This window comes from Belliella aquatica (assembly GCF_014637795.1).
Classification (GTDB): Bacteria; Bacteroidota; Bacteroidia; order Cytophagales; family Cyclobacteriaceae; genus Belliella; species Belliella aquatica.
On record NZ_BMFD01000001.1, the window covers coordinates 515712 to 540841 of the forward strand.

General features: G+C 39.5%; 23 protein-coding genes. 18 read left to right on the forward strand and 5 right to left on the reverse strand.

Going from position 1 to position 25130, the window contains the following annotated elements; all coding sequences use genetic code 11:
* Positions 1-13 precede the first annotated feature (13 nt).
* The 5 genes from IEV57_RS02145 (at position 14) to IEV57_RS02165 (ending at position 4336) form a co-directional block, all read left to right on the forward strand.
* Positions 14-694, forward strand: coding sequence for an SGNH/GDSL hydrolase family protein (locus tag IEV57_RS02145; RefSeq protein ID WP_188439142.1), 681 nt, complete (start codon positions 14-16; stop codon positions 692-694).
* A 143-nt stretch (positions 695-837) separates the two neighbouring features.
* On the forward strand, positions 838-2106 hold the full coding sequence (glyA, locus tag IEV57_RS02150; protein ID WP_188439143.1) for a serine hydroxymethyltransferase: 1269 nt from the start codon (positions 838-840) through the stop codon (positions 2104-2106).
* Positions 2107-2121: 15 nt separating this feature from the next.
* Positions 2122-2970, forward strand: a complete 849-nt coding sequence (gene tatC / locus IEV57_RS02155; protein ID WP_188439144.1) for a twin-arginine translocase subunit TatC — start codon at positions 2122-2124, stop codon at positions 2968-2970.
* Between the two features lie 4 nt (positions 2971-2974).
* Positions 2975-3412 carry a ribose 5-phosphate isomerase B gene (gene rpiB / locus IEV57_RS02160; RefSeq protein ID WP_188439145.1) on the forward strand — a complete coding sequence of 146 codons (438 nt, stop codon included), beginning with the start codon at positions 2975-2977 and terminating at the stop codon, positions 3410-3412.
* Between the two features lie 132 nt (positions 3413-3544).
* On the forward strand, positions 3545-4336 hold the full coding sequence (locus tag IEV57_RS02165) for a M15 family metallopeptidase (protein WP_188439146.1): 792 nt from the start codon (positions 3545-3547) through the stop codon (positions 4334-4336).
* Between the two features lie 99 nt (positions 4337-4435).
* On the opposite strand, the gene IEV57_RS02170 is transcribed toward IEV57_RS02165, so the two are convergent.
* The 3 genes from IEV57_RS02170 to IEV57_RS02180 are packed head-to-tail and all read right to left on the reverse strand — an operon-like array spanning position 4436 to position 8319.
* Entirely contained in the window at positions 4436-5782 is a 1347-nt protein-coding gene (locus IEV57_RS02170; RefSeq protein ID WP_188439148.1) for a dicarboxylate/amino acid:cation symporter, read from the reverse strand.
* An 18-nt stretch (positions 5783-5800) separates the two neighbouring features.
* Entirely contained in the window at positions 5801-6877 is a 1077-nt protein-coding gene (aroC, locus tag IEV57_RS02175) for a chorismate synthase (RefSeq protein ID WP_188439150.1), read from the reverse strand.
* Complete coding sequence (locus tag IEV57_RS02180; protein ID WP_188439152.1) at positions 6877-8319, reverse strand: BatD family protein; 1443 nt, start codon at positions 8317-8319, stop codon at positions 6877-6879. The genes aroC and IEV57_RS02180 overlap by 1 nt, the downstream gene beginning before the upstream one ends.
* Before the next feature lie 115 nt (positions 8320-8434).
* On the opposite strand from IEV57_RS02180, the gene IEV57_RS02185 reads away from it, so the two are divergent.
* On the forward strand, positions 8435-8626 hold the full coding sequence (locus IEV57_RS02185; protein ID WP_188439154.1) for a hypothetical protein: 192 nt from the start codon (positions 8435-8437) through the stop codon (positions 8624-8626).
* A 37-nt stretch (positions 8627-8663) separates the two neighbouring features.
* Here the strand turns inward: IEV57_RS02185 and queG are convergent, their stop codons facing one another.
* Both queG and ruvB read right to left on the reverse strand, forming a co-directional pair.
* Entirely contained in the window at positions 8664-9599 is a 936-nt protein-coding gene (gene queG / locus IEV57_RS02190; RefSeq protein WP_188439157.1) for a tRNA epoxyqueuosine(34) reductase QueG, read from the reverse strand.
* Positions 9600-9611: 12 nt separating this feature from the next.
* Positions 9612-10646, reverse strand: a complete 1035-nt coding sequence (gene ruvB, locus IEV57_RS02195) for a Holliday junction branch migration DNA helicase RuvB (protein WP_188439159.1) — start codon at positions 10644-10646, stop codon at positions 9612-9614.
* Positions 10647-10802: 156 nt separating this feature from the next.
* Between ruvB and IEV57_RS02200 the strand changes: the two genes are divergently transcribed.
* The 12 genes from IEV57_RS02200 to IEV57_RS02255 all read left to right on the forward strand — a co-directional run bounded on the left by IEV57_RS02200 (position 10803) and on the right by IEV57_RS02255 (position 25012).
* Complete coding sequence (locus IEV57_RS02200) at positions 10803-11864, forward strand: FAD:protein FMN transferase (RefSeq protein ID WP_188439161.1); 1062 nt, start codon at positions 10803-10805, stop codon at positions 11862-11864.
* A gap of 27 nt (positions 11865-11891) precedes the next feature.
* Positions 11892-12662, forward strand: coding sequence for a ZIP family metal transporter (locus IEV57_RS02205; protein WP_188439163.1), 771 nt, complete (start codon positions 11892-11894; stop codon positions 12660-12662).
* 135 nt (positions 12663-12797) lie between these two features.
* Positions 12798-13220 carry an IS1/IS1595 family N-terminal zinc-binding domain-containing protein gene (locus IEV57_RS02210; RefSeq protein ID WP_188439164.1) on the forward strand — a complete coding sequence of 141 codons (423 nt, stop codon included), beginning with the start codon at positions 12798-12800 and terminating at the stop codon, positions 13218-13220.
* 135 nt (positions 13221-13355) lie between these two features.
* Positions 13356-14807 carry a porin gene (locus tag IEV57_RS02215; protein ID WP_188439165.1) on the forward strand — a complete coding sequence of 484 codons (1452 nt, stop codon included), beginning with the start codon at positions 13356-13358 and terminating at the stop codon, positions 14805-14807.
* 12 nt (positions 14808-14819) lie between these two features.
* The gene (locus IEV57_RS02220; protein ID WP_188439166.1) at positions 14820-15083 is read left to right on the forward strand and encodes a DUF4212 domain-containing protein; all 264 of its coding nucleotides are present in this window, start codon (positions 14820-14822) and stop codon (positions 15081-15083) included.
* 21 nt (positions 15084-15104) lie between these two features.
* Positions 15105-16790: a sodium:solute symporter family protein gene (locus IEV57_RS02225; protein ID WP_188439167.1), complete on the forward strand. Its 1686-nt coding sequence runs from the start codon at positions 15105-15107 to the stop codon at positions 16788-16790.
* 100 nt (positions 16791-16890) lie between these two features.
* The gene (locus IEV57_RS02230; protein ID WP_188439168.1) at positions 16891-17097 is read left to right on the forward strand and encodes a hypothetical protein; all 207 of its coding nucleotides are present in this window, start codon (positions 16891-16893) and stop codon (positions 17095-17097) included.
* A complete protein-coding gene (locus IEV57_RS02235) occupies positions 17090-19813 on the forward strand; it encodes a sensor histidine kinase (RefSeq protein WP_188439170.1) in 2724 nt (907 codons plus the stop codon). Before IEV57_RS02230 ends, IEV57_RS02235 begins: the two co-directional genes overlap by 8 nt.
* A 7-nt stretch (positions 19814-19820) precedes the next feature.
* Positions 19821-20177, forward strand: a complete 357-nt coding sequence (locus tag IEV57_RS02240; RefSeq protein ID WP_188439173.1) for a response regulator transcription factor — start codon at positions 19821-19823, stop codon at positions 20175-20177.
* A 24-nt stretch (positions 20178-20201) separates the two neighbouring features.
* Positions 20202-22094, forward strand: coding sequence for an acetate--CoA ligase (gene acs, locus IEV57_RS02245; RefSeq protein ID WP_188439175.1), 1893 nt, complete (start codon positions 20202-20204; stop codon positions 22092-22094).
* A gap of 295 nt (positions 22095-22389) precedes the next feature.
* Positions 22390-24336, forward strand: coding sequence for a DUF294 nucleotidyltransferase-like domain-containing protein (locus tag IEV57_RS02250; RefSeq protein ID WP_188439177.1), 1947 nt, complete (start codon positions 22390-22392; stop codon positions 24334-24336).
* 1 nt (position 24337) lies between these two features.
* A complete protein-coding gene (locus tag IEV57_RS02255) occupies positions 24338-25012 on the forward strand; it encodes a 3'-5' exonuclease (protein WP_188439179.1) in 675 nt (224 codons plus the stop codon).
* Positions 25013-25130 lie beyond the last annotated feature (118 nt).

Here is a 25130-nt window from a genome sequence, read left to right on the forward strand (position 1 = left end):
TTATATGAAAAAGATGAAAAATATACAATATTATCTAATTTTTGTAGCATTGATTTTTATAGGATGTTCTGATCAGGAAGTGACAGAGGTAGGACCAAAGCCTAAAAATATTCTTGTTTTAGGAAACAGTATAACTTGGTGTCCTCCTACTCCGGAAGTTGGTTGGAATAATGCTTGGGGAATGGCTGCATCGGAACCAAGTAAAGATTTTATTTCTCAGCTAAGAGCAAAATTGCAAGTTGAATCCCCTGAAATTGTTTTGAAAGGAGTGAATGTGTTTCCATTTGAGCGAGGGTTTGATAATTTCGATTTTGCGGCTTATGATTCTTTGTTAGACTTCAAGCCAGATATTATCGTAATCAGATATGGAGAAAATGTCGATGCTTCAACGGTAGAAAGTGACAATCTCAAAATTGCATCACTTAATTTTATGAATTACTTTTTTGAAGATAGACCGTCAAAAGTAATCGTAACCACCACTTTTTGGAATAATGCCATTACCAACGATCAACTGAGAAGGCTTGCAGCGGAGCAAAATTGGGAGTTAGTCGAACTTTCAGATTTAGGAGATTACCAAGAAAACATGGCCATAGGTAAATTTGACAATGTTGGCGTTGCTACACACCCAGGAGATTTAGGAATGGAAAGGATCGCTAATAGGATTTTTTCAGGTTTGAAGAAATACATCAAATAAGATCAACATTTAGTTTTTTCAAACAAAATACGTCCTCAAAGTTTTATAAGCTAGTTCATTTAAGTTAGGCTTTTAGCTTTACTTTCAATTGGATAATCCATCGAATAAAACTAATTTTGGGCTACCTATTAAAAATCATATCCATGAAAAGAGATCAGGCAATCTTTGACCTTATTGCAAAAGAAGAAAACCGTCAGAAGACAGGTATTGAGTTGATCGCATCAGAAAACTTTACCAGTAAGCAGGTAATGGAAGCGGCAGGAAGTGTGCTAACAAATAAATATGCGGAAGGCCTTCCAAATAAGCGCTACTACGGTGGCTGCGAAGTGGTCGATCAGATCGAGCAATTAGCAATAGATCGTGCCAAAAAGCTTTTTGGAGCTACTTGGGCGAATGTTCAGCCACATTCCGGTGCACAAGCTAATGCGGCGGTGTTTCTTGCAGTTTTGAATGCTGGAGATAGCATCTTAGGTTTTGATTTGGCACACGGTGGTCACTTGACACATGGCTCGCCAGTTAATTTTTCAGGAAAATTATACAAGCCGCATTTTTATGGAGTAGAAGAAGAGACTGGTCTAATTGATTATGACAAAGTAGAAGCTACCGCGCTTGAGGTAAAACCAAAATTATTGATCTGTGGAGCTTCGGCCTACAGCAGAGATTGGGATTACGAGCGTTTGAGAGATATTGCAGACCAAGTAGGGGCTCTTCTTTTGGCAGATATTTCACACCCATCAGGTTTGATTGCAAGAGGTTTGCTGAATGATCCTTTGGAATTTTGTCATATCGTGACTACGACTACGCATAAGACATTGAGAGGTCCAAGAGGTGGTTTGATTTTGATGAGAGAAGATTTCGATAATCCATTTGGTATCAAAACACCAAAAGGGGAGTTGAGAAAAATGTCAGCTTTGCTTGATTCGGGTGTTTTCCCAGGTACGCAGGGTGGACCTTTGGAGCATATTATTGCAGCTAAAGCAATTGCTTTTGAAGAAGCGCTTTCTGACGAGTACATGGAGTATATCCTTCAGGTGAAGAAAAATGCTAGCGTAATGGCTGATGCTTTTGTGGAGTTGGGATACAAGATCATTTCAGGAGGAACAGACAATCACCTGATGTTGATCGATCTTGGCAACAAAGATTTGACTGGTAAAATCGCTGAAGAGACCCTTGGAAAAGTAGACATCACGATCAATAAAAATATGGTTCCTTTCGACAAAAGATCTCCATTCGTGACCTCTGGTATGCGTGTTGGAACCGCCGCTGTCACTACAAGAGGATTGAAAGAATCAGACATGAAGCGTATCGTTACTTTAATTGATAAGGCGCTAAGCAATCATGAAGATGAATCTGCCTTAGCACAAATCAAATCCGAAGTAAACGTTTGGATGGTTCAATTCCCATTATATTAATTACTCAAATTTCAGGTGGCATTAGATCAGTATAGAGAAGAAGACGAAGAAGAAGAGGGAATGTCCTTTTTGGATCACTTGGAGCAATTGCGTTGGCATTTGCTCCGATCCGTTTCCGCAGTTTTGATATTTACAATTGCAGCATTCCTAGCCAAAAGCATCGTATTCGGGAAAGTAATTTTAGGTCCATCAAAAATCACCTTCATTACCTATCAAGTGTTGTGTAGAATATCAGAATACCTGAATATTCCAGCACTTTGTATAGATACTCTCCCATTTACTATTCAAAGTAGGCAGATGACGGGGCAGTTTTCTATGCACATCACGTCGAGTTTGGTGGTAGGTTTAGTAGTGGCTTTTCCTTATTTGTTTTGGGAAATTTGGAGATTTATCAGTCCGGGATTATACAGCAAAGAGAGAAATGCTGCTCGTGGAGCGGTATTTTTTGTGAGTTTACTCTTCTTTATGGGAGCGGCATTTGGGTACTTTATCCTATCTCCGTTATCGATAAATTTCCTTGCCAATTACCAGTTGGATCCTAGTATCCTCAATGAATTTGATATTACTTCCTACGTGACTACAGTAGTGATGCTTGTATTAGCATCAGCATTGATGTTTCAGTTGCCAGTGGTGATTTACTTCCTTTCCATGTCTGGATTGGTATCAGCAGCTACGCTGAAATCATATAGAAGACATTCGATTGTCGTGATTTTAGTTGTTTCGGCGATTATTACCCCGCCAGACGTAATCAGTCAAATCATCATTGCTATGCCGATTATGGTGCTGTATGAAACAGGAATCATGATTGCCAAAAGGCTCGAAAAGAAAAGGGCTTTAGAAGAACTTAAAGAAAAAGAACAATAAAACCATGTCAAAGAAAATCGCAATAGGAGGAGACCACGCCGGTTTTGCCTATAAAAAGGAAATGATTGCCAAACTTGAAGCTGCTGGATATGAAATCAAAGATTTTGGTCCTTATTCAGATGCTTCTGCTGACTATCCTGACTTTGTTCATCCATTGGCCGACGCGATTGAAAAGGGAGAATTCGAACAAGGAATCCTGATCTGTGGCAGTGGAAATGGAGTAGCGATTACGGCCAACAAGCACCAAGGAATCAGAGCTGCTTTATGTTGGAATCAAGACTTGGCAGCCTTATCAAGACAGCATAATGATGCGAATGTATTAGCTCTTCCAGCAAGATTTATATCCTTTGATTTGGCTCTAGAATTAGCGGAGGTTTTTCTGACTACTGAATTTGAAGGCGGCAGACATGCTACCCGAGTGAATAAAATTGCTTGTAAATAAAAGAAAAGCGAGAAGATATTCTCGCTTTTTTTATTGCAGATTATCAGCACTTTAGCTTGACTTTTTTTTTATATTTTCGTAGATTTTGGTTTAGTTTTTTTAGAATTGATTTTTAACCTAAACGATAATTAGATGAACACAAGAGAAGTAACAATTTTTGTACAGTCTTGGCTCAAAGAAAAGGGACTGTATCATGGTGAAATTGATGGTGATTTTGGTCCAAAGACCCTCGCGGCAATAGATGCGATAGATCAAATTCCAAAAGATTGGTCAGCAAGAAGAAAATTGGTGGGCATGCTACAATATGTGACTACACAGTTTGGACAAAATCCGGGAAAACTTGATGGTTTTTTCGGTCCAAATACACAGTATGCCTATGAAAATAGCCTTCTGATAGCAAAAACTGGAAATCAACCTGAGATCTGGCGTCCTGAAGAAATTTCAACCAAACCAAGTCCTTGGCCAAAGCAATACTCCTCAGCTTTCAAGGATTTTTATGGCCCAAAAGGAAGCAGTTTGGTGTTTGCAAATACTCCATATCCCTTGAAAATTGCTTGGAACCCCAATCAACAAATCAATCGATTTACATGCCATGCAAAAGTAAAAGATAGTGTGGAGCGAATTTTTGAAAAAGTTTTGAATCATTATGGCCTCGAACGTATCCAAGATCTTCGATTGGATTATTTTGGGGGTTGCTACAATGATCGGCCGATCAGAGGCGGTACACTTCCAAGTATGCATAGCTGGGCTATCGCAATAGATTTTGATCCGATTAATAATCAATTGAGGTGGGGAAGAGAAAAGGCGACCTTTGCCAAACCTGAATATGAAGCTTGGTGGAGGATTTGGGAAGAAGAAGGCTGGGTAAGTTTGGGAAGACAGAGAAACTTCGACTGGATGCATGTTCAAGCTGCAGTTTTATAAATAAATATCCCTACTATATACCCTCTAATGCTCAAAATTTAGAAATTGAAAAAGCTACCCCATTTATAAGGTAGCTTTTTCAATTTGGTTATTAAAGGGTTATTTATTTTCCATTTCTTCAGCATTCGCGGTGAATGGGTTGGAATCTCTGATTAGTCTTGCAGGCATTTCTCCCTCAGTAGAAGCCACCGTCACACATACAGCAGCATCACCTGTGATGTTGACTACTGTTCTGAACATATCTAGTATTCTATCTGGTGCAATAATCAAGGCGACACCTGCTCCAGGAACACCAATTGCTTCTAAAACGATAATCAACATAATCAATCCAGCACCAGGAACACCTGCTGAACCAATAGCTGCCAAAGTTGCTGTCAAGACAATTGTCAATTGCTGTGATAGGGTAAGATCCATCCCCAAAGCCTGCGCAATAAACACCGCTGCCACTGCTTGGTACAAACTTGTACCATTCATGTTGATCGTAGCGCCGAGTGGAAGTACAAAACTGCTGACTTCCTCAGATACACCCAACTCTTCTTCTACCAATTTCATGGTTACGGGAAGTGTTGCAGAGCTTGACGATGTAGAAAAACCCAAAAGCATGGCTGGTCTTAATGCCATAATAAAATCTTTGAAAGGGATTTTAGTGAATGCTTTTAGCATTAGGGAATATACACCTACGATGATCAAGAATAATCCACCCATCACCACGAGGGTATATTTTAATAAGGCTAAGAGTAATTCTACGGCTGACTCCGGATTTTCCCCGGCAATCTCGACTATCAAGGAGGCCATCAATGCAAATACACCGTATGGTGCGATCATCATGATGTATTCCACGATTTTGATAATTACATCATTGAGGGCATCAAAGAAGTCTGTGAACGTTTTTGCCTTATCCTTTGGAATCTGAAGCAAAGCGATCCCTGCGATAATGGCAAAGAAAACCACCTGAAGCATACTTCCATTATCGGCTGCTGCTGCAATTAGATTTTCTGGAACAATATCTACAATAGGCTGTAATGGACCAGCATCTTTGATGGCAGCGGCATCACTGGCTTTGGAGCCTGCAGCAGCATCAAATTGAGTCATCAACTTGTCTCTAGTCTCTTGAGGTAACTGTTCTCCAGGTTCGAAGAAATTAACCAAAAGTAAACCCAAAGTAATGGCAATTACAGTTGTTATCAAATAGGCAAAAATGGTCTTGCCCCCAATTCTTGACAGTTTAGAAATATCACCCAAATTGGATACGCCCACAATCAATGATGCTAAAACCAAAGGCACAGCAATCATTTTCAAAGCATTAATAAAAATCGTCCCAATAGGCTTGATATAATTAACCGTGAAATCGGGAGAAATACCGAATTGAACGATCACCAAACCGAAAACAAGACCTAAAACCAATCCAGCGATAATCTGGGTATGTAATGGTATTTTTTTAAACATAGTATTTGGGTTAATTAATTACAATTTATTTGACCTGCTTAACAAGAGGTAATCTGCCAAAACTAAGGCTCCCATAGCTTCGACGATTGGAACTGCTCTTGGTACAACGCATGGGTCATGTCTTCCTTTTCCGGAAACTGTCACAGACTCACCAGCTTCGTTTACTGATTCTTGATCGATCATGATAGTGGCTACTGGTTTAAAGGCTACTTTGAAATAAATATCCTCTCCATTAGATATTCCACCTTGGATTCCTCCACTATGATTGGTTCGAGTTCTTACTCTTTCGCCTTCTGTGTAGAAAGCATCATTGTGCTCCGAACCTCGCATTTTCACCCCCTCAAATCCACTTCCATATTCAAACCCTTTCACAGCATTGATGCTCAGCATAGCTTTACCTAGTTCTGCATTGAGTCGATCAAATACTGGTTCTCCTAGACCTGCAGGTACGCCTTTAGCCACGCATGCAACTACGCCACCCACTGTATCTCTAGACTTTCGAATGTCATCGATGAAATCAATCATTTTCTCTGCCATCTCGGGATCGGGGCATCTGATGATGTTTTGTTCCGTTTGTTCTAGATCAAGCTCCTGATAGGTTTTATCCAATTTCAAATCACCTACTTGGCTTACATAAGCTTGGATACTGATTCCAAAATGCTTCAACAACATCTTCGCAATCGCTCCTGCTGCTACTCTAGCGGATGTTTCCCTTGCACTACTTCTTCCGCCTCCTCTATAATCTCGGATTCCGTATTTTTCTTGGTAGGTGTAGTCAGCATGTGAAGGTCTGTATTTATCTGCGATATGACCATAATCTTTACTTTTTTGGTCAGTATTCATGATAACCATCCCGATAGGTGTACCAGTACTTTTCCCTTCAAATACTCCTGATAGAATTCGGAACTCGTCCTCTTCTTTTCTCTGTGTTGTAATTTTAGACTGCCCAGGCTTTCTTCGCTGCATTTCATTTCTGATAAATGCCTCATCAATTTCTAACCCCGCAGGACAACCGTCTATGATTACACCTAATCCCTCTCCGTGAGACTCACCGAAAGTGCTTATTTTAAATAGTTTCCCAAATGAATTTCCCATTATCTCTTTTTCATAATCAAGACAGCAATAAGTATTACTGACACCGCCAACAATAGATTGATAAAGATGGAAAAATAGTACTTATATCGCTGGTTTGAAAGTTTATTGTTCTCTACTTCAATCAAATCATAGATTCCACCGAGACGTTGGTTGGAAATGGCTTGGTTTACCTTCGATTCTCCTGTGATGTTTAAGACTGCCTGAGGGCGTAGGGTATCATATTTTGCCAAATTTGGGTTGAAATAAATCCATTCAAAGTGATCACTAAGCTTGATTTCCCCAGGTTCGTTTACGGTCAAATAGTAGCTAAATTCTTTGATTCCGGTAACTTTCCCAACGCCTCGATTCACTTGTTGTCTTACATTTGGGTCGTAGGTATTCAATTTCTGAATTTGTTTGGTTTTGGGTTTGGAAATGGAATTGACATTTCCTTCTCCACTGATACCGAAGTTGTAGGTAATCCCTTCACCAGTCTCAGCATTGAGTGTTTTGATATTTTCCCTTAATTGAAAAACACCTACACTAACCTCGTTCTTTAAAGGATGTGGAGGAAGTGGCTTGACTTTGATGGATTTGGCCGCAGAATAGAATGTTTTATAATCCTCTAATCTGTTGTTTCCGAAAAATGTCGGATTCTTCGCAACCTTATACTTGATCATTTCCCAAGAAATCGACGGAATCGTAATTTCTCCTTCTGAGAAAGGAAAAAATGTGGCTTCATAAACTTTATACTTCACCCAGTTTTTGCCATAGATGCTGACACGTTCTGGCTGAATATTGGTGATATTAAAATTTTCCTCCCAAGCATTGCTCGGTTTTAGTTTTTTGAGAATGCCATCTAGCTGCCTGCCAGGCTCATAAAATTGAAATGGCGCTTGATTGGATTCTGCCATATAAAAAGCCAAACTTACATTCAATGCTTCTCCTACAAAAACCTCAGGCTTATCAACCGAAGTGGCGAAAAATGCTTCGTCATCAATTTCGATAAATTCGGGCTCTTCTCTTGAGTTGCCAAACATTTCATCAAATGGATCAAAGGCATTGCTTTGCCTCTGAGCGGCACGAGCATCTATGACAGATATGGTTTTTCCGCTTGAGGAATAGTCATTTCCATTGATTTTCACTGTAAAATTACCAAGTCTATAGTCCCCTTTTCGATTGGGTTTGTAGTATTGGATAATGCTACTGCTGCTACTCATTTGTCCATTGACAATATTCATGGATGAAGATTGGGAAATCCCCTGTTTTTGGAATCCTGTGATCTCTGGGAATTGATCGTATGACTTTATCTTGTCATTCGAAATCGTAACCTTGATAGTGAAAGTTTCATTGAGAGCGATTTGATCAGGACCTAATTCAATATTTACCTCTTGTGCAAAAATATTTGGTGAAATTAAGGAGAAGATAAATACCAGAACCCAAATGGCAGTCGTTCTATTCATAGTTGTTTGTTTCAATAATGAGTGCAAATTAACTTTATATTTTAAACGCAACAAACGATATGTAGTATCGTATGTCTATTAAATTGTTTCTGTTAAACTAAATATATTTTGAACCATGCTTGAATACGTTAAGACAGTCTTAGTAAAAGTGAGTTTTGACAAAGCGCTCTTCGAAAAAGAGCTGAGAAAAAGCCTTAATTTGATCCTTCCTACAGAGATCAATGAATTCAAGGCTTGGTGTTACAGGACATTTTCAAGTTTATACGAACCCGTCTTGAATAAATATTTTGTCAAACTTGCTGGTTAAAAAAAGCAAAGGCTCTGGAGAGAGCCTTTTTTTTATGTTATTCTTTGATGAAAGAAATATTTCTAGCCAAGCCTTCCAATTTTGTTCTTTTTACTGCTGATTTTTGAAAAACACGATTAAAGGTTTCCTGCGTGATTTCTTCCCAATCTCTTCTTGTCATATTTTTTAAATCTTGGTGGGGGAGAAATTCAGCTTCTTGATGGGGTTTTGAAAATCGATTCCAGGGGCACACATCTTGACAGATATCACATCCAAAAATCCAATTCTCAAACTTCCCTTTCATAGCTTGCGGGATTTGCTCTTTGAGTTCAATCGTAAAGTAGGAAATGCATTTCGATCCATCCACTACTCCTGATTCTACAATGGCATCCGTCGGACAAGCGTCAATGCATTTGGTACAAGTCCCACAATAATCCTTGGTCATGGCTGAGTCGGGAGTCACTTCAAGATCTATGATCAGCTCTGCCAAAAAGAAAAAGCTTCCCATTTGTCTATTTAGAAGAAGACTATTTTTTCCAGTCCAACCCAGACCTGCTTTTTTTGCCCACTGTCGCTCCATCACAGGTGCAGAATCCACAAACGCCCTTCCACCTATTTCTCCAATCTCTTCTTGAAGGTTTTGAAGGAGGGTTTTCAGCTTGTCTTTGATGACAAAGTGATAGTCTTTCCCATAGGCATATTTTGCTATTTTTAGATCTGAGGGGGCATTGGGAAGTGTTGATTCAGGAAAATAGTTATAAACTAAGCTGACCACTGTTTTTGCTCCATCTACGAGCTTGGTAGGATCGAGTCTTTTGTCAAAATGATTGGCCATGTAAGCCATCTCGCCATGATAATTTTGGTTGAGCCATGCTTCAAGCTTTGGGGCTTCTTCCTCTAAAAATTCAGCCTTGGCAATTCCACAAAAGTCAAAGCCCAGGTTTTTGGCCTGGGTCTTTATAATCTGTGCATATTTTTCTTTGGTATTGAACAAGGTAAATTGGGTTTATGAAAACAGACTTCCCGTTTCTCCTCCAAAATTCGGCTTGATCTTAAGGTGTTTGTAAGCAAGTTCAGTTGCCATTCTTCCTCTTGCGGTACGTTTGAGATAGCCTTCTTGTATCAAAAATGGCTCGTATACCTCCTCAATCGTTTCGGCTTCTTCTCCACATGCTGTAGCAATGGTGCTCAAGCCCACTGGACCACCCTTGAATTTTTCGATGATCGTCATCAATATTCTGTTATCCATCTCGTCCAGGCCATTTTCATCCACATCCAAAGCATTCAGTGCGAATTTGGCAATATCTAATGTAATGGTACCATTCCCTTTGATCTCGGCAAAGTCACGCGTTCTTCGAAGGAGCATATTTGCAATTCTTGGTGTTCCACGACTTCTCCTTGCAATTTCGAAAGCAGCGATGTCATTGATGGGTGTTTGTAAAATGCTCGCCGATCGAATGACGATATCAGTAAGCAACTTTGCATCATAATATTCTAATCTTGAGTTGATTCCAAAACGGGCACGAAGAGGTGAAGTCAATAATCCTGATCTAGTCGTAGCGCCAATCAGTGTAAATGGGCTAAGAGAAATCTGAACAGACCTCGCATTTGGACCTGAATCTAGCATGATATCAATCCGAAAATCCTCCATGGCTGAATAGAGATATTCCTCCACAATAGGGTTGAGTCTGTGAATTTCATCTATAAATAGCACATCACCTTCTTCCAAATTGGTCAATAAACCCGCCAAATCAGAGGGTTTGTCCAGCACTGGACCTGAAGTTATTTTGATGCCCGCATTCAATTCATTCGCGATGATATTACTTAGAGTAGTCTTGCCAAGTCCCGGAGGGCCATGAAGAAGTACATGATCCAATGGCTCTTGTCTTCTTTTAGCAGCCAAAACGAAGATTTTTAAATTCTCCACGATTTTATGCTGTCCCGTGAAGTCATCGAAACTCAATGGCCGCAGGGCCTTTTCGATTTCTTTGTCAGTAGAACTCAAGTGTTCATCGTCGCCGCTCAAATAATCTTCTCTCATGTTATTTCATTCTATAAGACAAAGATAGAAAAATCAAGCAAGGCAGAAAGAGAAATGATTGCCTCAAATTCACTTTGCAATAATATTGCAAATGGTGTTTTTATCAGCCAATTAATTAGAAAAATAACTTTAACTTTGGCAAAAAAATGAACCATCATGCGTAGTAATGCCAATAAAAATATAATCTATTCACTGATTTTACTTCTTTTGGTTGCGATTGTCTACTTGTACAGACAAAACCAACAAAAGCCTGCTGAACAAATTGTAGAAACATCTACAGGGAAAGTGGTTTTTACTGGGAATACGATGGGGACTTCGTACCGAATTGTCTATTTAGATCAAGAGGAAAGAGATTTCAAAAATGAAGTAGATTCTATTTTAATTGTATTCAACGAATCACTTTCAACTTATATACAGGATTCAGAAATCAGCAGGTTTAACCGAATGGATACTGTGTTTTTTAAGCTTCCCTATTTCTTGCCTGTCTTACAAACGGGAAAAGATGTCTATGAACAAACTTCTGGCGCTTTTGACCCTACTGTGGCACCTTTAGTTAATTTGTGGGGATTTGGTCCTGGTGGTCCTCAATTGAAAGACAGTGTAAATATAGAAGCCATGTTGAGGTTGGTGGATTATTCATCGGTTCAGTTTGACGAAGAGAAAGTTTGGAAGACAAAAGAAGGTGCCAATTTGGATTTTTCAGCTATAGCCAAAGGTTATGGAGTCGATGTGATAGCAACTTTTCTTTCTGAGAAAGGCATACAAAATATGCTGGTTGAGATTGGCGGTGAGCTTGTAGCAAAGGGTGTTAATGAAGAAGGAGAGCTTTGGAAGGTTGGAATCAACAGGCCTGAGGAGGACGCAAGTGCTAATGAGCTTTACAGTATAGTTGCTTTGTCAAACCAAGGAATGGCAACCTCAGGGAATTATAGGAATTTCTATGAAGTAGATGGGTTGAAAATTTCACATACGATCAATCCAAAAACAGGTCGACCAGTAAGTCATGGACTTTTGAGTGCGACTGTCCTTGCTGAGAATTGTATGAAAGCAGATGCCATTGCCACTTCATTGATGGTCATGGGCACAGAACAAGCTATTGAATTACAGAAGAATGCTGATTTTGAGATTTTTCTGATTTACAGCGATGAAGATGGCAACTTAAAGTCTTATGCAAGTGAAGGGATTAAGCCATTTTTGTCATTTACAGTTGAAAATTAATATTCTCATAAACGAGTTTTACCAAAGATGCTTTTAAATTTCCTTTTATTGTTTTTCACAGCTTTAATTGCTGGGAGTCTTGCATACTTTATTCCAAGTTGGCAAGAGCGCTATTTCAAATTAATATTGGTTTTTGCAGGATCATATCTATTTGCTATTACAGTACTCCATATACTCCCAGAATTGTTTGTAGGATCAGAAGACGCTACCAAGATGGGGCTATATATACTTTTAGGGTTTTTATTACAGCAGGTTTTGGAGTTGTTCTCCTCTGGAGTCGAACATGGGCATATTCATCATCATGGGCATCATCATGGGATTGAATCGGGAGTTTGGACCTTGATGATAGGATTGTTTTTACATGCTTTCTTGGAGGGAACTTTACTTTCCCAAGATGGGATTTTAGTAGCTCATGATCATGCCGCACATGAAGGACATCACCATCATCATGGCAGCAACAACTTGATGTTTGGTATCATGCTGCATAAAGGTCCTGAAGCCTTTGCTCTTGTAGCTGTTTTGATGAGCGCTTTAAAAAAACGATGGGTATTTGCTCTTTTGGTGGTTTTTGCCTTGGCATCTCCACTAGGGATGGTGCTAAGTTCTGCTTTATTTGAGCAGGATCTCATTGGCAGAGGAGCGCTAAATGTCTTTTATGGAATGGTAGCAGGCGGCTTTTTGCATATCTCAACCACCATATTCTTTGAAAGCAGTCCTGACCACAGATTTCATTTGAATAAAGTTATCATCAGTATTATCGCTTTTGCATTAGCCATTTCGTTTGAGATGTTAGCGTAGGATATTACATTGGATATTGTTTTGTTTCTCAGTATTTAATTTGGTTTAGACCTTTTGATTATTGAAAAAACCTGATATATTGCTAATATATTATAGTTTCGCTAAATTAGTATATCAAGTCAATATCCTGGACCCATGGAAAAGCCAATCTGCCCAAAATGCGATCATGTAAAAGTAGTCAAAAGTGGTGTTGTTGGCGGAAGACAACGTTTTAAGTGCAAAAAGTGTGGTTACCATTTTACGGTGAACAAACTTGGGAAAGCCATTGACAAATACTATGTTATAAAGGCTTTACAGCTTTATATTGAAGGAGTTTCTTATCGGGAAATTGAAAGAATATTGGGAGTGAGTCATGTGTCAGTGATGAATTGGGTTAAACAATATAGAATCAAAGCTCCTGAAAGTAACGATTATAGACCTACTTATAGAGTGTTGAACCATACAGAATTAGTGAAGTTTATGGCGATTAAAGAGAATCTGACAGATACCGGTATGTTGATCACAGAATTAGGTGATAAATTTATGATCATCAAATGGGAACGGTTCAAAAATAGATAGACCAAATATTATTTTTTTAGCTATAACTAGTTAACAGATATATATCCTTATTTTTTCTTTTCTAAAGTAACTTTTCAACTTGTCATCCACTTGCACCCGGGCCTGGACAAGTTATTAACAATAAACCCTATAATCATGAAAAACCTTTGGATTATGCTCTACAGCATAAATGCTTTGGTATGGATGATGAATGATGCCCAAGCACAAGATACAATTCCTCTCGTGGTCAATCCTGTGAATAGATCTGGTGATTTCATAGATCATACTTATAAGCCCCTGACGCTCAAATTGAGCGATGATGGCACCAAATACATAAGATTTCTAGTTTGGAATCAAATGTGGGCCCGCGTGACAGAGAATAATCCCGGAACGCTAGACGTAGCGGGAAATCCACAATCCAATTCATCAGATATTGGAGTTCGAAGAGCAAGATTTCTAGCATATGCCCAGGTTTCTCCACGCTTTTTGATCCTCACCCATTGGGGAATCAATAATCAGACCTTTACTAATGGAGGAGTTCCGGGTGGAGGATTGACTGGTAATCCCGGTAATTTTCCTGTTTTAGTAGATCCTGAGACCGGTATTGGCTCTGCTTCGGGCATGTCAGCCAAAAAACCTCAGCTTTTTTTCCATGATATCTGGACAGAATTCAAGGTGACGGACGAACTCTATGCTGGGATGGGGCTTCATTATTGGAATGGAATTTCCAGAATGACCAGCCACAGTACGCTGAATTTCTTGGCGGTTGATGCGCCAATCTTCAATTGGCCACTCATAGAGTTGACAGATCAGTTTGCACGTCAATTTGGCTTTTATGCCAAAGGACAAATTGGTAAATGGGACTATAGAATAGCATTGAACAAGCCATTCTCTATCGGGTCTGGTGGTAGATATGATGTCGCTAATGAGCGTCAGGTAGCTGCTAATGTGGTCAACGATAACTGGGCATCACAAGGCTATATTGCTTATCAGTTTTTGGAAAAAGAAAACAACAAATTACCCTTCTTTGTAGGTTCTTACTTAGGTACAAAAAAAGTATTTAACATTGGTGGAGGGTGGCATCATCATCCAAAAGCGACTAATTCCAGAACATCATCCGGCGCAGTTCAAAACCATGACATTACTTTGCTAGGTCTAGATACTTTTTTGGATTTACCATTGAACAAGGCAGCGGGTACTGCCCTTACAACCTATGCAGTTTATTATCATTATGATTTCGGCCCTAATTACATCAGAAATGTAGGGATTATGAATGTAGGATTTGGATCAGGGTCTACCCAAAATGGACCTGGCAATGCTCAACCGATGATTGGAACAGGTAGGATTTTCTATACCCAATCTGGACTGCTACTCCCAGAAAGATGGTTGGGAGAGAAAGGAAAGCTTCAACCTTTTGGAGCGCTAACCCACAAAAAATTTGAATTTTATCAACAAGGAACTTGGCAATATGATGCCGGTATCAATTATTATATCAATGCGCACCATGCGAAATTCACTTTGCAGTACAGTCAGCGACCGATTTTTGAAAACTTCAGAAAATCAGGTTCAGCGGGAGAATTTATCTTACAAACACAAATATTCTTATAAAACCCAATAACCATGTCAGAAAACAAATTTAGTAAGGAAGCCTATTGGAAAAAGAACCTCAAGATATTGGGTGTTCTCCTGTTCATCTGGTTCGCTGTATCCTTTGGATGCGGAATATTATTCGTAGAACAACTTAATGCGATTCGCATTGGTGGGTTCAAGTTAGGATTTTGGTTTGCCCAGCAAGGCTCCATTTATTCTTTTGTGATCTTGATTTTTGTGTACGTCGTGCGCATGAATCAGCTCGATAAGGAATTTGATGTAAATGAAGATTAATCTTAAAAAAGAATTCATAAAATGGATATTTTAACTTGGACATATATACTTGTAGGTGCATCATTTGCGCTATACATAGGCATTGCGATCTACACCAGAGCTGGATCGACCAAAGAATTTTATACCGCAGGTGGAGGAGTTTCCCCACTCGCCAACGGCATGGCAACAGCAGCTGACTGGATGTCGGCAGCTTCCTTTATTTCGATGGCAGGAATTATCGCCTTTTCAGGATATGATGGATCTGTCTATTTGATGGGCTGGACAGGCGGCTATGTGCTTTTAGCATTGCTTTTAGCTCCTTACTTAAGAAAATTCGGGAAATTTACCGTTCCTGATTTTGTAGGAGATCGTTATTATTCCAATAAGGCCCGTGTTGTGGCGGTGATTTGTGCACTATTTATTTCCTTCACGTATGTGGCAGGTCAAATGCGAGGTGTAGGGATTGTCTTTTCTCGATACCTTGAAGTCGATATTAATACTGGCGTAATAATCGGGATGTGTATCGTCTTCTTCTATGCCGTTTTGGGTGGAATGAAAGGGATTACATATACGCAGGTGGCTCAATATTGTGTGTTGATATTTGCCTTTATGGTTCCTGCGATATTTGTATCCATGCAGCTGACTGGAAATCCAATTCCTCAAATTGGAATGGGAAGTACTGTTGCTGATGGGAGTTATTTGTTAGACAAATTAGATGGTGTTTTATTAGACTTAGGTTTTGCAGAATACACATCCGGTCGAAAAGGAATGGTAGATATTTTTGCCATCACCTTGGCTTTGATGGTTGGTACAGCAGGTTTACCTCACGTGATTGTTCGTTTTTTCACAGTTCCAAGGGTGAAAGATGCGCGTCTTTCGGCAGGTTATGCTTTAGTTTTCATTGCTATATTGTACACGACTGCTCCTGCGGTAGCTGTATTTGGTATCTACAATGCAATCGAAACGGTAGCCGACAAGCCTGTGGATGAATTGCCAGTTTGGGTCGAAAACTGGGAAAAAACCAATTTGATAACAGTTGATGATAAAAATGGAGATGGAATAGTTCAATATTCAGCGAATAAAGAAACGAATGAATTGAATATCGACAAGGATATTATGGTATTGGCAAGTCCAGAAATTGCAAACCTTCCCAATTGGGTTATTGGTTTAGTGGCTGCAGGAGGAATGGCTGCGGCACTTTCCACAGCAGCGGGTCTTCTTTTGGTGATTTCTACTTCCGTATCTCGTGATTTGTTTAGGACATTTAGGCCAAACATGACTGAGAAAAGAGAGCTGTTGATAGCAAGAATCTCAGCTGCTGGCGCAGTGGTGTTGGCTGGATATTTTGGTGTGAACCCTCCTGGTTTTGTAGCGGAAGTCGTGGCCTTCGCCTTTGGGTTGGCAGCTGCATCCTTCTTTCCTGTAATTATTATGGGGATTTTCTCGACTAGGATGAACAAAGAAGGAGCAATTGCTGGAATGCTCTCAGGATTGATTTTTACGATAGGATATATTTCTTATTTCAAATTTATAAGTCCTGAACTGAATAGCGTGGACAATTGGCTGTTTGGAATTTCTCCTGAGGGAATAGGTTCGATAGGAATGTTGATCAACTTTATCGTTTGCTATGCGGTATCGAAAGCAACTCCTGCTCCGCCTCAAGATGTTCAAGATATGATTCAAGATATCAGAATCCCTCGAGGTGCTGGAAAAGCACATGATCATTAATTGAAAAAAAGGGAACTCTGGCAAGTCAATGTCGGAGTTTCCTTTTATTCAAAATTGAAATAGCGTAAATTAAATTTCTGTTTTGTAAAAGTCAGAAAAGATGAAGTCAGGGTTAAAAAATCAGTATTTGTGGGTAGTGTTTGTTTTGGGTGTGATTCTTTTGAATTATCCCATTTTAGCTATTTATAATATTCCAGAAGTATGGTTTGGAATACCTGTCTTGTTCTTTTTCGTTTTTCTATTTTGGCTTTTACTTATCCTTGCCACTTTTTTGATAATTCTTAAACTCAAGAAAAAGGATGTTTAGTAATACGGTAATCATATCGTTTACCTTTGGCTATTTGGCATTGCTTTTTGCGATTGCTTGGTTTTCTGAGCGCTCGGCAAAAAACGGCAGACGACTCTCCAATCATCCTGCCATTTACGCCTTGACTTTGGCAGTTTATTGTACTGCTTGGACGTATTATGGTTCTGTAGGTCGGGCGGCGACCAACGGTTTAGAGTTTTTGACAATCTACATAGGTCCAAGTCTAGTTGCCCCACTTTGGTGGATAGTAATGCGGAAGATCATCAGAATTTCCAAAGTTCAAAGGATTTCCTCCATTGCGGATTTTATTTCTAGCAGGTATGGAAAGAACGTAACTTTGGGTGGCGTAGTGACAGTAGTTTGTCTCTTGGGAATTTTGCCATATACCTCCATTCAGATCAAAGGTGTAGCCACATCATTTCAGATTTTGCAGGGAAGTGGAGTTGCAGATTCTTTGGCAAATCTCCCATTTTATCAGGATACAGCCTTTTATTTGGCCTTGGGACTGGCTTTGTTTACGATCTTATTTGGGACAAGAAATATAGAAGCCACCGCACAACATGAAGGTATGGTCATGGCTGTGGCTTTTGAGTCTATATTCAAGTTGATTGCATTTTTGGTGGTAGGTGTGTTTGTTACCTATTTTGTGTTTGATGGATTCACAGATGTTTTCAGTAAAGTTGCAGAAGAAGGATTAGATCATCTTTTTGTTATGCAAGGGCAAAGCAGTGCCTCCGAATGGTTTTGGATGAGCGTCCTGTCTATGATGGCGATTTTGTTTTTGCCTAGACAATTCCAGATGGGGGTGATAGAAAACACAAATGAAAAACACCTTGACACAGCGATGTGGCTTTTCCCTTTGTATTTGCTTCTGATCAATATTTTTGTTCTCCCGATTGCATTTGGAGGATTGGTACACTTCACTAGTGGGAGTTTTGAAGCTGATACATTTGTTTTGGCATTTCCGATTGCCTTCAATCAAGAATGGCTAGCAATCTTAGTCTATTTGGGAGGTTTTTCTGCAGCCACAGGGATGATTATTGTTTCGACTATTGCACTCAGTACCATGGTAAGTAATAACTTGGTGATGCCACTCCTTTTGGTCAATGATCAGTTTCAGAAAAGATATCAACATAGACTTGGTCAGATTTTAATTTGGTCGCGGCGATTGTCTATTTTACTGATCATTCTAGCAGCATATTTATACTACAAACAAATTGCAGGGCAGTTCACCCTAGTTTCCATTGGGCTGATTTCATTTGTGGCAATCGCCCAATTTGCACCAGCAATCATTGGTGGGATTTTCTGGAAAAAAGGAGCAAGAGTAGGAGCTTTGGTTGGTATTTTAGCAGGATTCGCAGTTTGGTTTTACACTTTAGTAGTTCCTACGATGGTGACAGCGGGTTATGTGCCCGAAAGTTTACTCACAGAGGGATTATTTGGATTACGATTCCTCCGACCTCAGGCACTTTTGGGTTTCTCAGACATGAGCTATATCAGTCATGGGCTTTTTTATAGCCTGACCCTGAATGCTGTTCTTTATCTTATAATCTCTGTTTTCAGCCAGCAAACCTCGAAGGAGCATAATCAAGCGGTAATTTTCGTTGATATTTTCAAATACAGCACCTCTCTTGATGCTTCTGTGATCTGGAAAGGTCAAGCCTATTTGCCCGATTTGAAGACGCTATTGGTCAATTTTCTTGGAGAGGAAAAAATGGAAGAAGCCTTAGAAGAATTTAAGCTGAATTCAGGTAAAAAGCTCGATGATAAAATCTATGCAGACCCTGAGTTGGTGAACTTTTCCGAACGCTTGCTGTCAGGAATTATCGGTTCTGCTTCAGCAAGAATCATGGTAGCTTCTGTCGTTAAAGAAGAAGAAATCAGTATGGAAGAAGTCATGGGAATTTTGCAGGAAACACAAGAATTAAAGTCTTTGAATCATCAGCTGGAAACGAATTCAGAAGAATTGAAAATAGCCTCTGAGAAGCTCCAGTCACTCAATGAATCTCTACAACTCAACGATATGCTGAAAGATGAATTTATTTCCACTGTGACGCATGAAATGCGGACACCGATCACTTCCATCAGGGCTTTTTCAGAGATTTTGATGGATGAGGACCTCCCGGATGAGGATAGAGCAAGGTTTTTGGAGATTATTATTCAAGAAACCAAAAGGATGAGTAGGTTGATTGATCAAGTTTTGGATTTAGAGCGATTTGACTCAGGGAGACAAAAATTGAATCTTGAGGCTACCAATCCAAAAACACTTATATTGGAGGTTACAGAATCTATGGAACAAGTTTTCAAGGAGAAGAACTTGCTTTTTGAAAAGGATTTGATGAGATCAGAAGTTTTGATCTCTATAGATCAAGATAGAATCAAGCAGGTCATTCTCAATCTGCTCTCAAATGCTTCTAAGTTTGCCAAATCTAAAGTGATGCTTAGAGCAGAGGCAAGTAAGGACAACTTGATGATTAGCGTTTGTGATGACGGGAAAGGAATTCCCGAAGAAGAGGTTCCTTATATCTTTGATAAGTTCTTTCAGGCAAAAAATCAAACAAGTAAAAAGCCTCTTGGAAGTGGATTAGGATTGGCTATTTCCAAGAAGATTGTTGAATATCATCAGGGAAAAATTGAAGTGGGTAGAAAAAATGGAATTACTTGTTTTGAGTTCTCGCTTCCAATACCGAAGGAAAAATTGAAATTAATAAAATAGAAAAGCAATGTATAAGATTTTGATTGTGGATGATGAACCTAATATTCTTTTGTCTTTAGAGTACCTTTTCAAAAAAGAAGGATTTAAGGTCTTTATTGCAAGAGACGGCGAGGAAGCCTTAGGAATTATTTCAGAAGATGAGCCAGAACTTGTCCTTTTGGATATTATGATGCCGAAAGTTGATGGTTATGAAGTCTGTAAGCATATTAAGGATCAACATAAAAATATCAAAGTGGTCTTTCTTACAGCCAAAAGTAAACAGCAAGATGTCGAAAAAGGACTTAATCTAGGAGCAGACTTGTATTTGACCAAACCCTTTGGCAACAAAGATTTGGTCACAAGAGTGAAAAATTTATTGAATTAATTAAAAACCTAAAATAACTATATTATGAGTGATAGAATTCATACCCTCAGCGGATACTTCCACGAATATCAAAAATCTGTAGCGCAGCCCGAGGAATTTTGGGCAAGGATAGCAGATTCATTTCATTGGAGAAAAAGATGGGATAAAGTCCTAGAATGGGATTTCGATGGGCCAAATGTGAATTGGTTTGTGAATGGAAAATTGAACATTACTGAAAATATACTTGAAAGACATTTATATACCTTAGGAGATAGACCAGCGATTATTTGGGAACCAAACGATCCAAAAGAAGCAGGACGTACGATTACCTATAGAGAGCTTTATCATGAAGTTTGTCGATTTTCTAATGCACTCAAAGCCAAGGGAATTGGCAAAGGTGATAAGGTAATTATATACATGCCAATGGTTCCTGAAGCGGCCATAGCGATGTTGGCTTGTGCTAGAATAGGCGCTATTCATTCGATTGTGTTTGCAGGATTTAGCTCTTCAGCTTTATCAGACAGGATTATTGATTGCGGAGCAAAAGCAGTGTTGACTTCTGATGGAAATTATAGAGGAAATAAAGAAATCCCGGTGAAAGCAGTAGTTGACGAAGCTTTAGAAACTTCATCTGTGGAGACAGTGATTGTCTACAAAAGAACAGAGCAAGAAGTGACCATGAAATCAGGAAGAGATTATTGGTGGCATGATGTCATCGAAGGAGAGTCTGATACCAATACGGCCGAGGAAATGGACAGTGAGGACATGTTGTTTATCCTGTACACTTCAGGATCCACGGGCAAGCCAAAAGGGGTAGTTCATACCACGGGAGGCTATATGGTTTATACCAAATATACTTTTGAAAATGTGTTCCAATATTCTCCAGGTGATGTGTATTGGTGTACAGCTGATATAGGTTGGGTTACAGGACATTCTTACATTGTTTATGGTCCGTTATTAGCCGGCGGGACATCCTTGATGTTTGAAGGAGTTCCTACTTTCCCAGATGCAGGAAGATTTTGGGCAGTGATAGAAAAGCACAAAGTAAATCAATTCTATACAGCCCCAACAGCTATCCGTGCATTGCAGGCCTATGGAACTGACCCAATTGAACCCTATGATTTGAGTTCTTTGAAAGTTCTCGGTTCGGTAGGCGAGCCGATCAACGAAGAAGCTTGGCATTGGTACCATACGCATATTGGTAAATCGAGATGCCCAATTGTAGATACTTGGTGGCAAACAGAGACAGGAGGAATATTGATTTCTCCAATTGCTGGAATCACACCTACGAAGCCAGCTTTTGCGACCTTGCCTTTGCCTGGAATTCAACTCTGTATTGTAGATCCCGAAGGCAAAGAATTGACGGGGAATTCTGTCGAGGGAAATCTATGTATCAAATTTCCATGGCCAGGAATGATCAGGACTACTTATGGTGATCACGATCGCTGCAAGCAGACCTATTTCTCTACTTACAAGGGCATGTACTTCACAGGTGATGGCGTCAAGAGAGACCATGATGGCTATTACAGAATATTGGGTAGAGTAGATGATGTGATCAATGTGTCAGGACACAGAATGGGCACTGCAGAAGTAGAAAATGCCATCAACGAACATCCACTAGTCATAGAATCAGCTGTTGTCGGGTATCCTCACGAAGTCAAAGGTCAGGGAATCTATGCCTATGTGATTTGTGATATGACGAACAGAACGGAAGAGAATTTGGTGAACGAGATTAAGGCGACAGTCTCCAAAATCATCGGCCCAATCGCCAAGCCAGATAAAATCCAGATTGTAACTGGTCTTCCAAAAACAAGGTCAGGAAAAATCATGCGTAGGATCTTGAGAAAAGTTGCAGAAGGAACCGTAGATAATCTTGGTGATACTTCCACTCTTCTTGATCCAGAAGTAGTGAAGGAGATTATTGAGGGGAGGCAATAGGGATATAGATATAAGCTTTGTGGTAAATAATTGATTTAAGCTTTTACCAAAAAATACTGGTATGAAATAGATAGAAGTATAGCTTTGCTGAAATATAGTTGATATAAGCCTCTTTCATAAAGCAGACAAGATTAGTGAAATATTTCTGTTTTGATAAAAATGGAAATCTTGATAAGAACAAATCGTATCTGATAGTCGCAATTATTTCTACACTATTTCAAATTATTTCTATTTATTTCAAGCCTAAATCCAAAATCAATCTACATACGAGTCACCTTCTGTATTTAAAAAGATTATGTCCAACGTCATTGTCAATCGGGTAAAGGAATTCCTAAAGCGATTTCCACCTTTTACATTTCTAAGTGATGCCACCTTGGGTTTGGTAGCCAAAGAAGTGGAGGTGAAATACTATGCGGAAGGTGAATATCTTTTCCGTCAAGGTGATGCTGCGCAAAGTGCTTTTTTTGTATTGAAAGAAGGAATCGTCCAGTTGGCAGAGCATAAGGAAGATGGGGAAAGGGTCGTAGAAGTTTGTGATGAAGGGGATGTGTTTGGTGTATTAGCACTTCTGGGAAAGCGTCCCTACATTCTCAATGCTCAAGCGAAGGAAGATAGCCTTGTTTATGCCATTCCTGTTGGGGTTTTTGAGAAGATTTTGGAAGAAAATAGTCGGGTGAGTTTGTATTTTGCAGCGGGTTTTGCATCAGGTCAGGTAGTTATTCGGTCTGATCTTTCTCAATCTCAGAAGGCAAGGAGTGAATTCAAAGAATTGTCAAAAGACAATGGCTTGATGATCTTTACTGGACAATCAGATATGAATTTTTCATCGGATGTCCTTTGCTGTATGACCGGAAAAAGCATTGGTGATGCTGCTCAACTGATGTCTGAAAAAGGGGTTGGCTCTGTCATCATCATTGATGAAAACAAATTTCCTCTGGGAATCATCACAGATAAGGATCTTCGAAATAAAGTTGTAGCCAAAGGGCTGGCTTACACAACTCCTGTTGAGGAAATCATGACCACACCTGTAATTACTAAAAGTAAGGATGAAGGTTTTTCGAACCTCTACCTGACCATGATCAAAAACAGGCTCCATCACTTGATTTTCACCGAAGATGGTACGGCACAAAGTGCTGTAATTGGGATTTTGTCAGATCATGACATTTTACTTTCCCAAGGAAATAGCCCAGCTGTATTAATCAATGCTTTGATGAATACTTGGGATGTCAACGAAATGGCGAAAGTGAGAAATCGGGCTGAGCTTCTTTTGAAATACTATTTGGAAAATGAAGTGGCGATGGACTTTGTCGCAAATATCATTTCCGAAATCAATGACATCATCATTCAACGGGCCATTCAAATCGCCAAAAACAAAATTGATAAAGAATTTCCTGAAGCGTCAAAAGTAAAATTCTGCTTCCTTTCTCTAGGAAGCGAAGGGAGAGAAGAGCAATTACTCCGTACTGATTTAGACAATGCTCTAGTTTACGAAGATGTTCCTAAAGAGCAGCAAGAGGAGGTTCAAAAATACATGCTCTTGATAGCTGAAGATGTCATTGAGACTTTGCTGATTTGTGGCTTTCATCCATGCCCAGCAGATATGATGGCGAATAATCCGAAATGGTGTCAGCCGATATCCGTTTGGAAACAATATTTTTCTAATTGGATCATCACGCCAAACCAAAAAGCGCTGATGCATGCCACTATCTTCTTTGATTTTAGACCGATATTTGGGCACAAGGCATTGTCTGAAGAAATGACGGATCATATTTACAATGAAATTGCAGGGAAGACCATTTTCTTAAATTTCCTTGCCAAAAATGCACTGCTTAACCCAGCGCCTTTGGGTTTCTTTAGAAATTTTATCGTGGAGAAAACAGGCGAACACCGAGACAAATTTGACATCAAGTTGAGGGCGATGATGCCTTTGGCAGATATTGCGAGGATTTTGGTTTTGAGTCATCGCGTGGTGGGAATCAACAATACTTTCAAGCGATTTGAAAAAATGGCTGAGTTGGAGCCCAATCACCAAGAACTGATGCTCGAAGCAGGCAAAGCATATGAAATTCTGATGCGAATGCGTGCCATTGAAGGAATGCGCTCAGAGAGTGCAGGGAGGTATATTCAACCTGAGAGTTTGGGAAAATTGCAACGTCAGCTGTTGAAAAATACATTTGCTCCGATTGATGAATTGCAAAAAATCATGCGGGTGAGATTTCAATTAGACTACTTCAATAGCTGATATGGGATGGTTTGATTTTTTGTCTAAAAAGAAAGTTTCTAAATATGATTTTGTCTTGGAATATGAGGCATTGTTTGAAAAAAGGATTCCCAAATTGCGGCCAGTCTCCCAATTGAGATTCGCTGTATTAGATACCGAAACGACAGGTTTGGACACCAAAAAAGACTACGTGGTTTCATTTGGGGCGATTGCAGTAAAGGATTATCGAATGCTTGTCAATCAAAGTATAGAAACTTACTTGGACGCACCAATGCAAAAAGAAGCTTCTTTGAAAGTCCATGAAATACTCTATCCCGTTGGCGTAACTCCACTCAAAGATTTTGCAGAAGACTTATTAAAGTTTGTAGGGAATGACATTATTGTTGGTCACCATATTGGTTTTGACCTAGGGATGCTCGAGAAAATTATGGTTAATTTCGGATTAGAGAATTTTCTTAATCCTGTGATTGATACCCATGCTTTGGCCATCCGTTTGGAGAAGGGACCGCATTATGATCCAAGAATGGGAAAGCCCAGAGAATATTCTCTAGATGCTCTTTGTGAGCGTTACGGTATAGCATTGGATGACCGACACACTGCAGCAGGGGATGCATTTTTGACTGCCCAACTATTGATGAAACTGCTCAAACTTGCTGAGAAAAAAGGGATTAAGGATTTTGGGGAGTTAATGAAGTAGCGAGTAGCAATTTAATTGTTTGTTATTGTTAGAAATAACTTTTTGTGTGTTTGATACCGAAAAATGATTTTTAGTAATGCATTCACTTTATTTCTTTAATTCAAGAGTCCTAAATAAA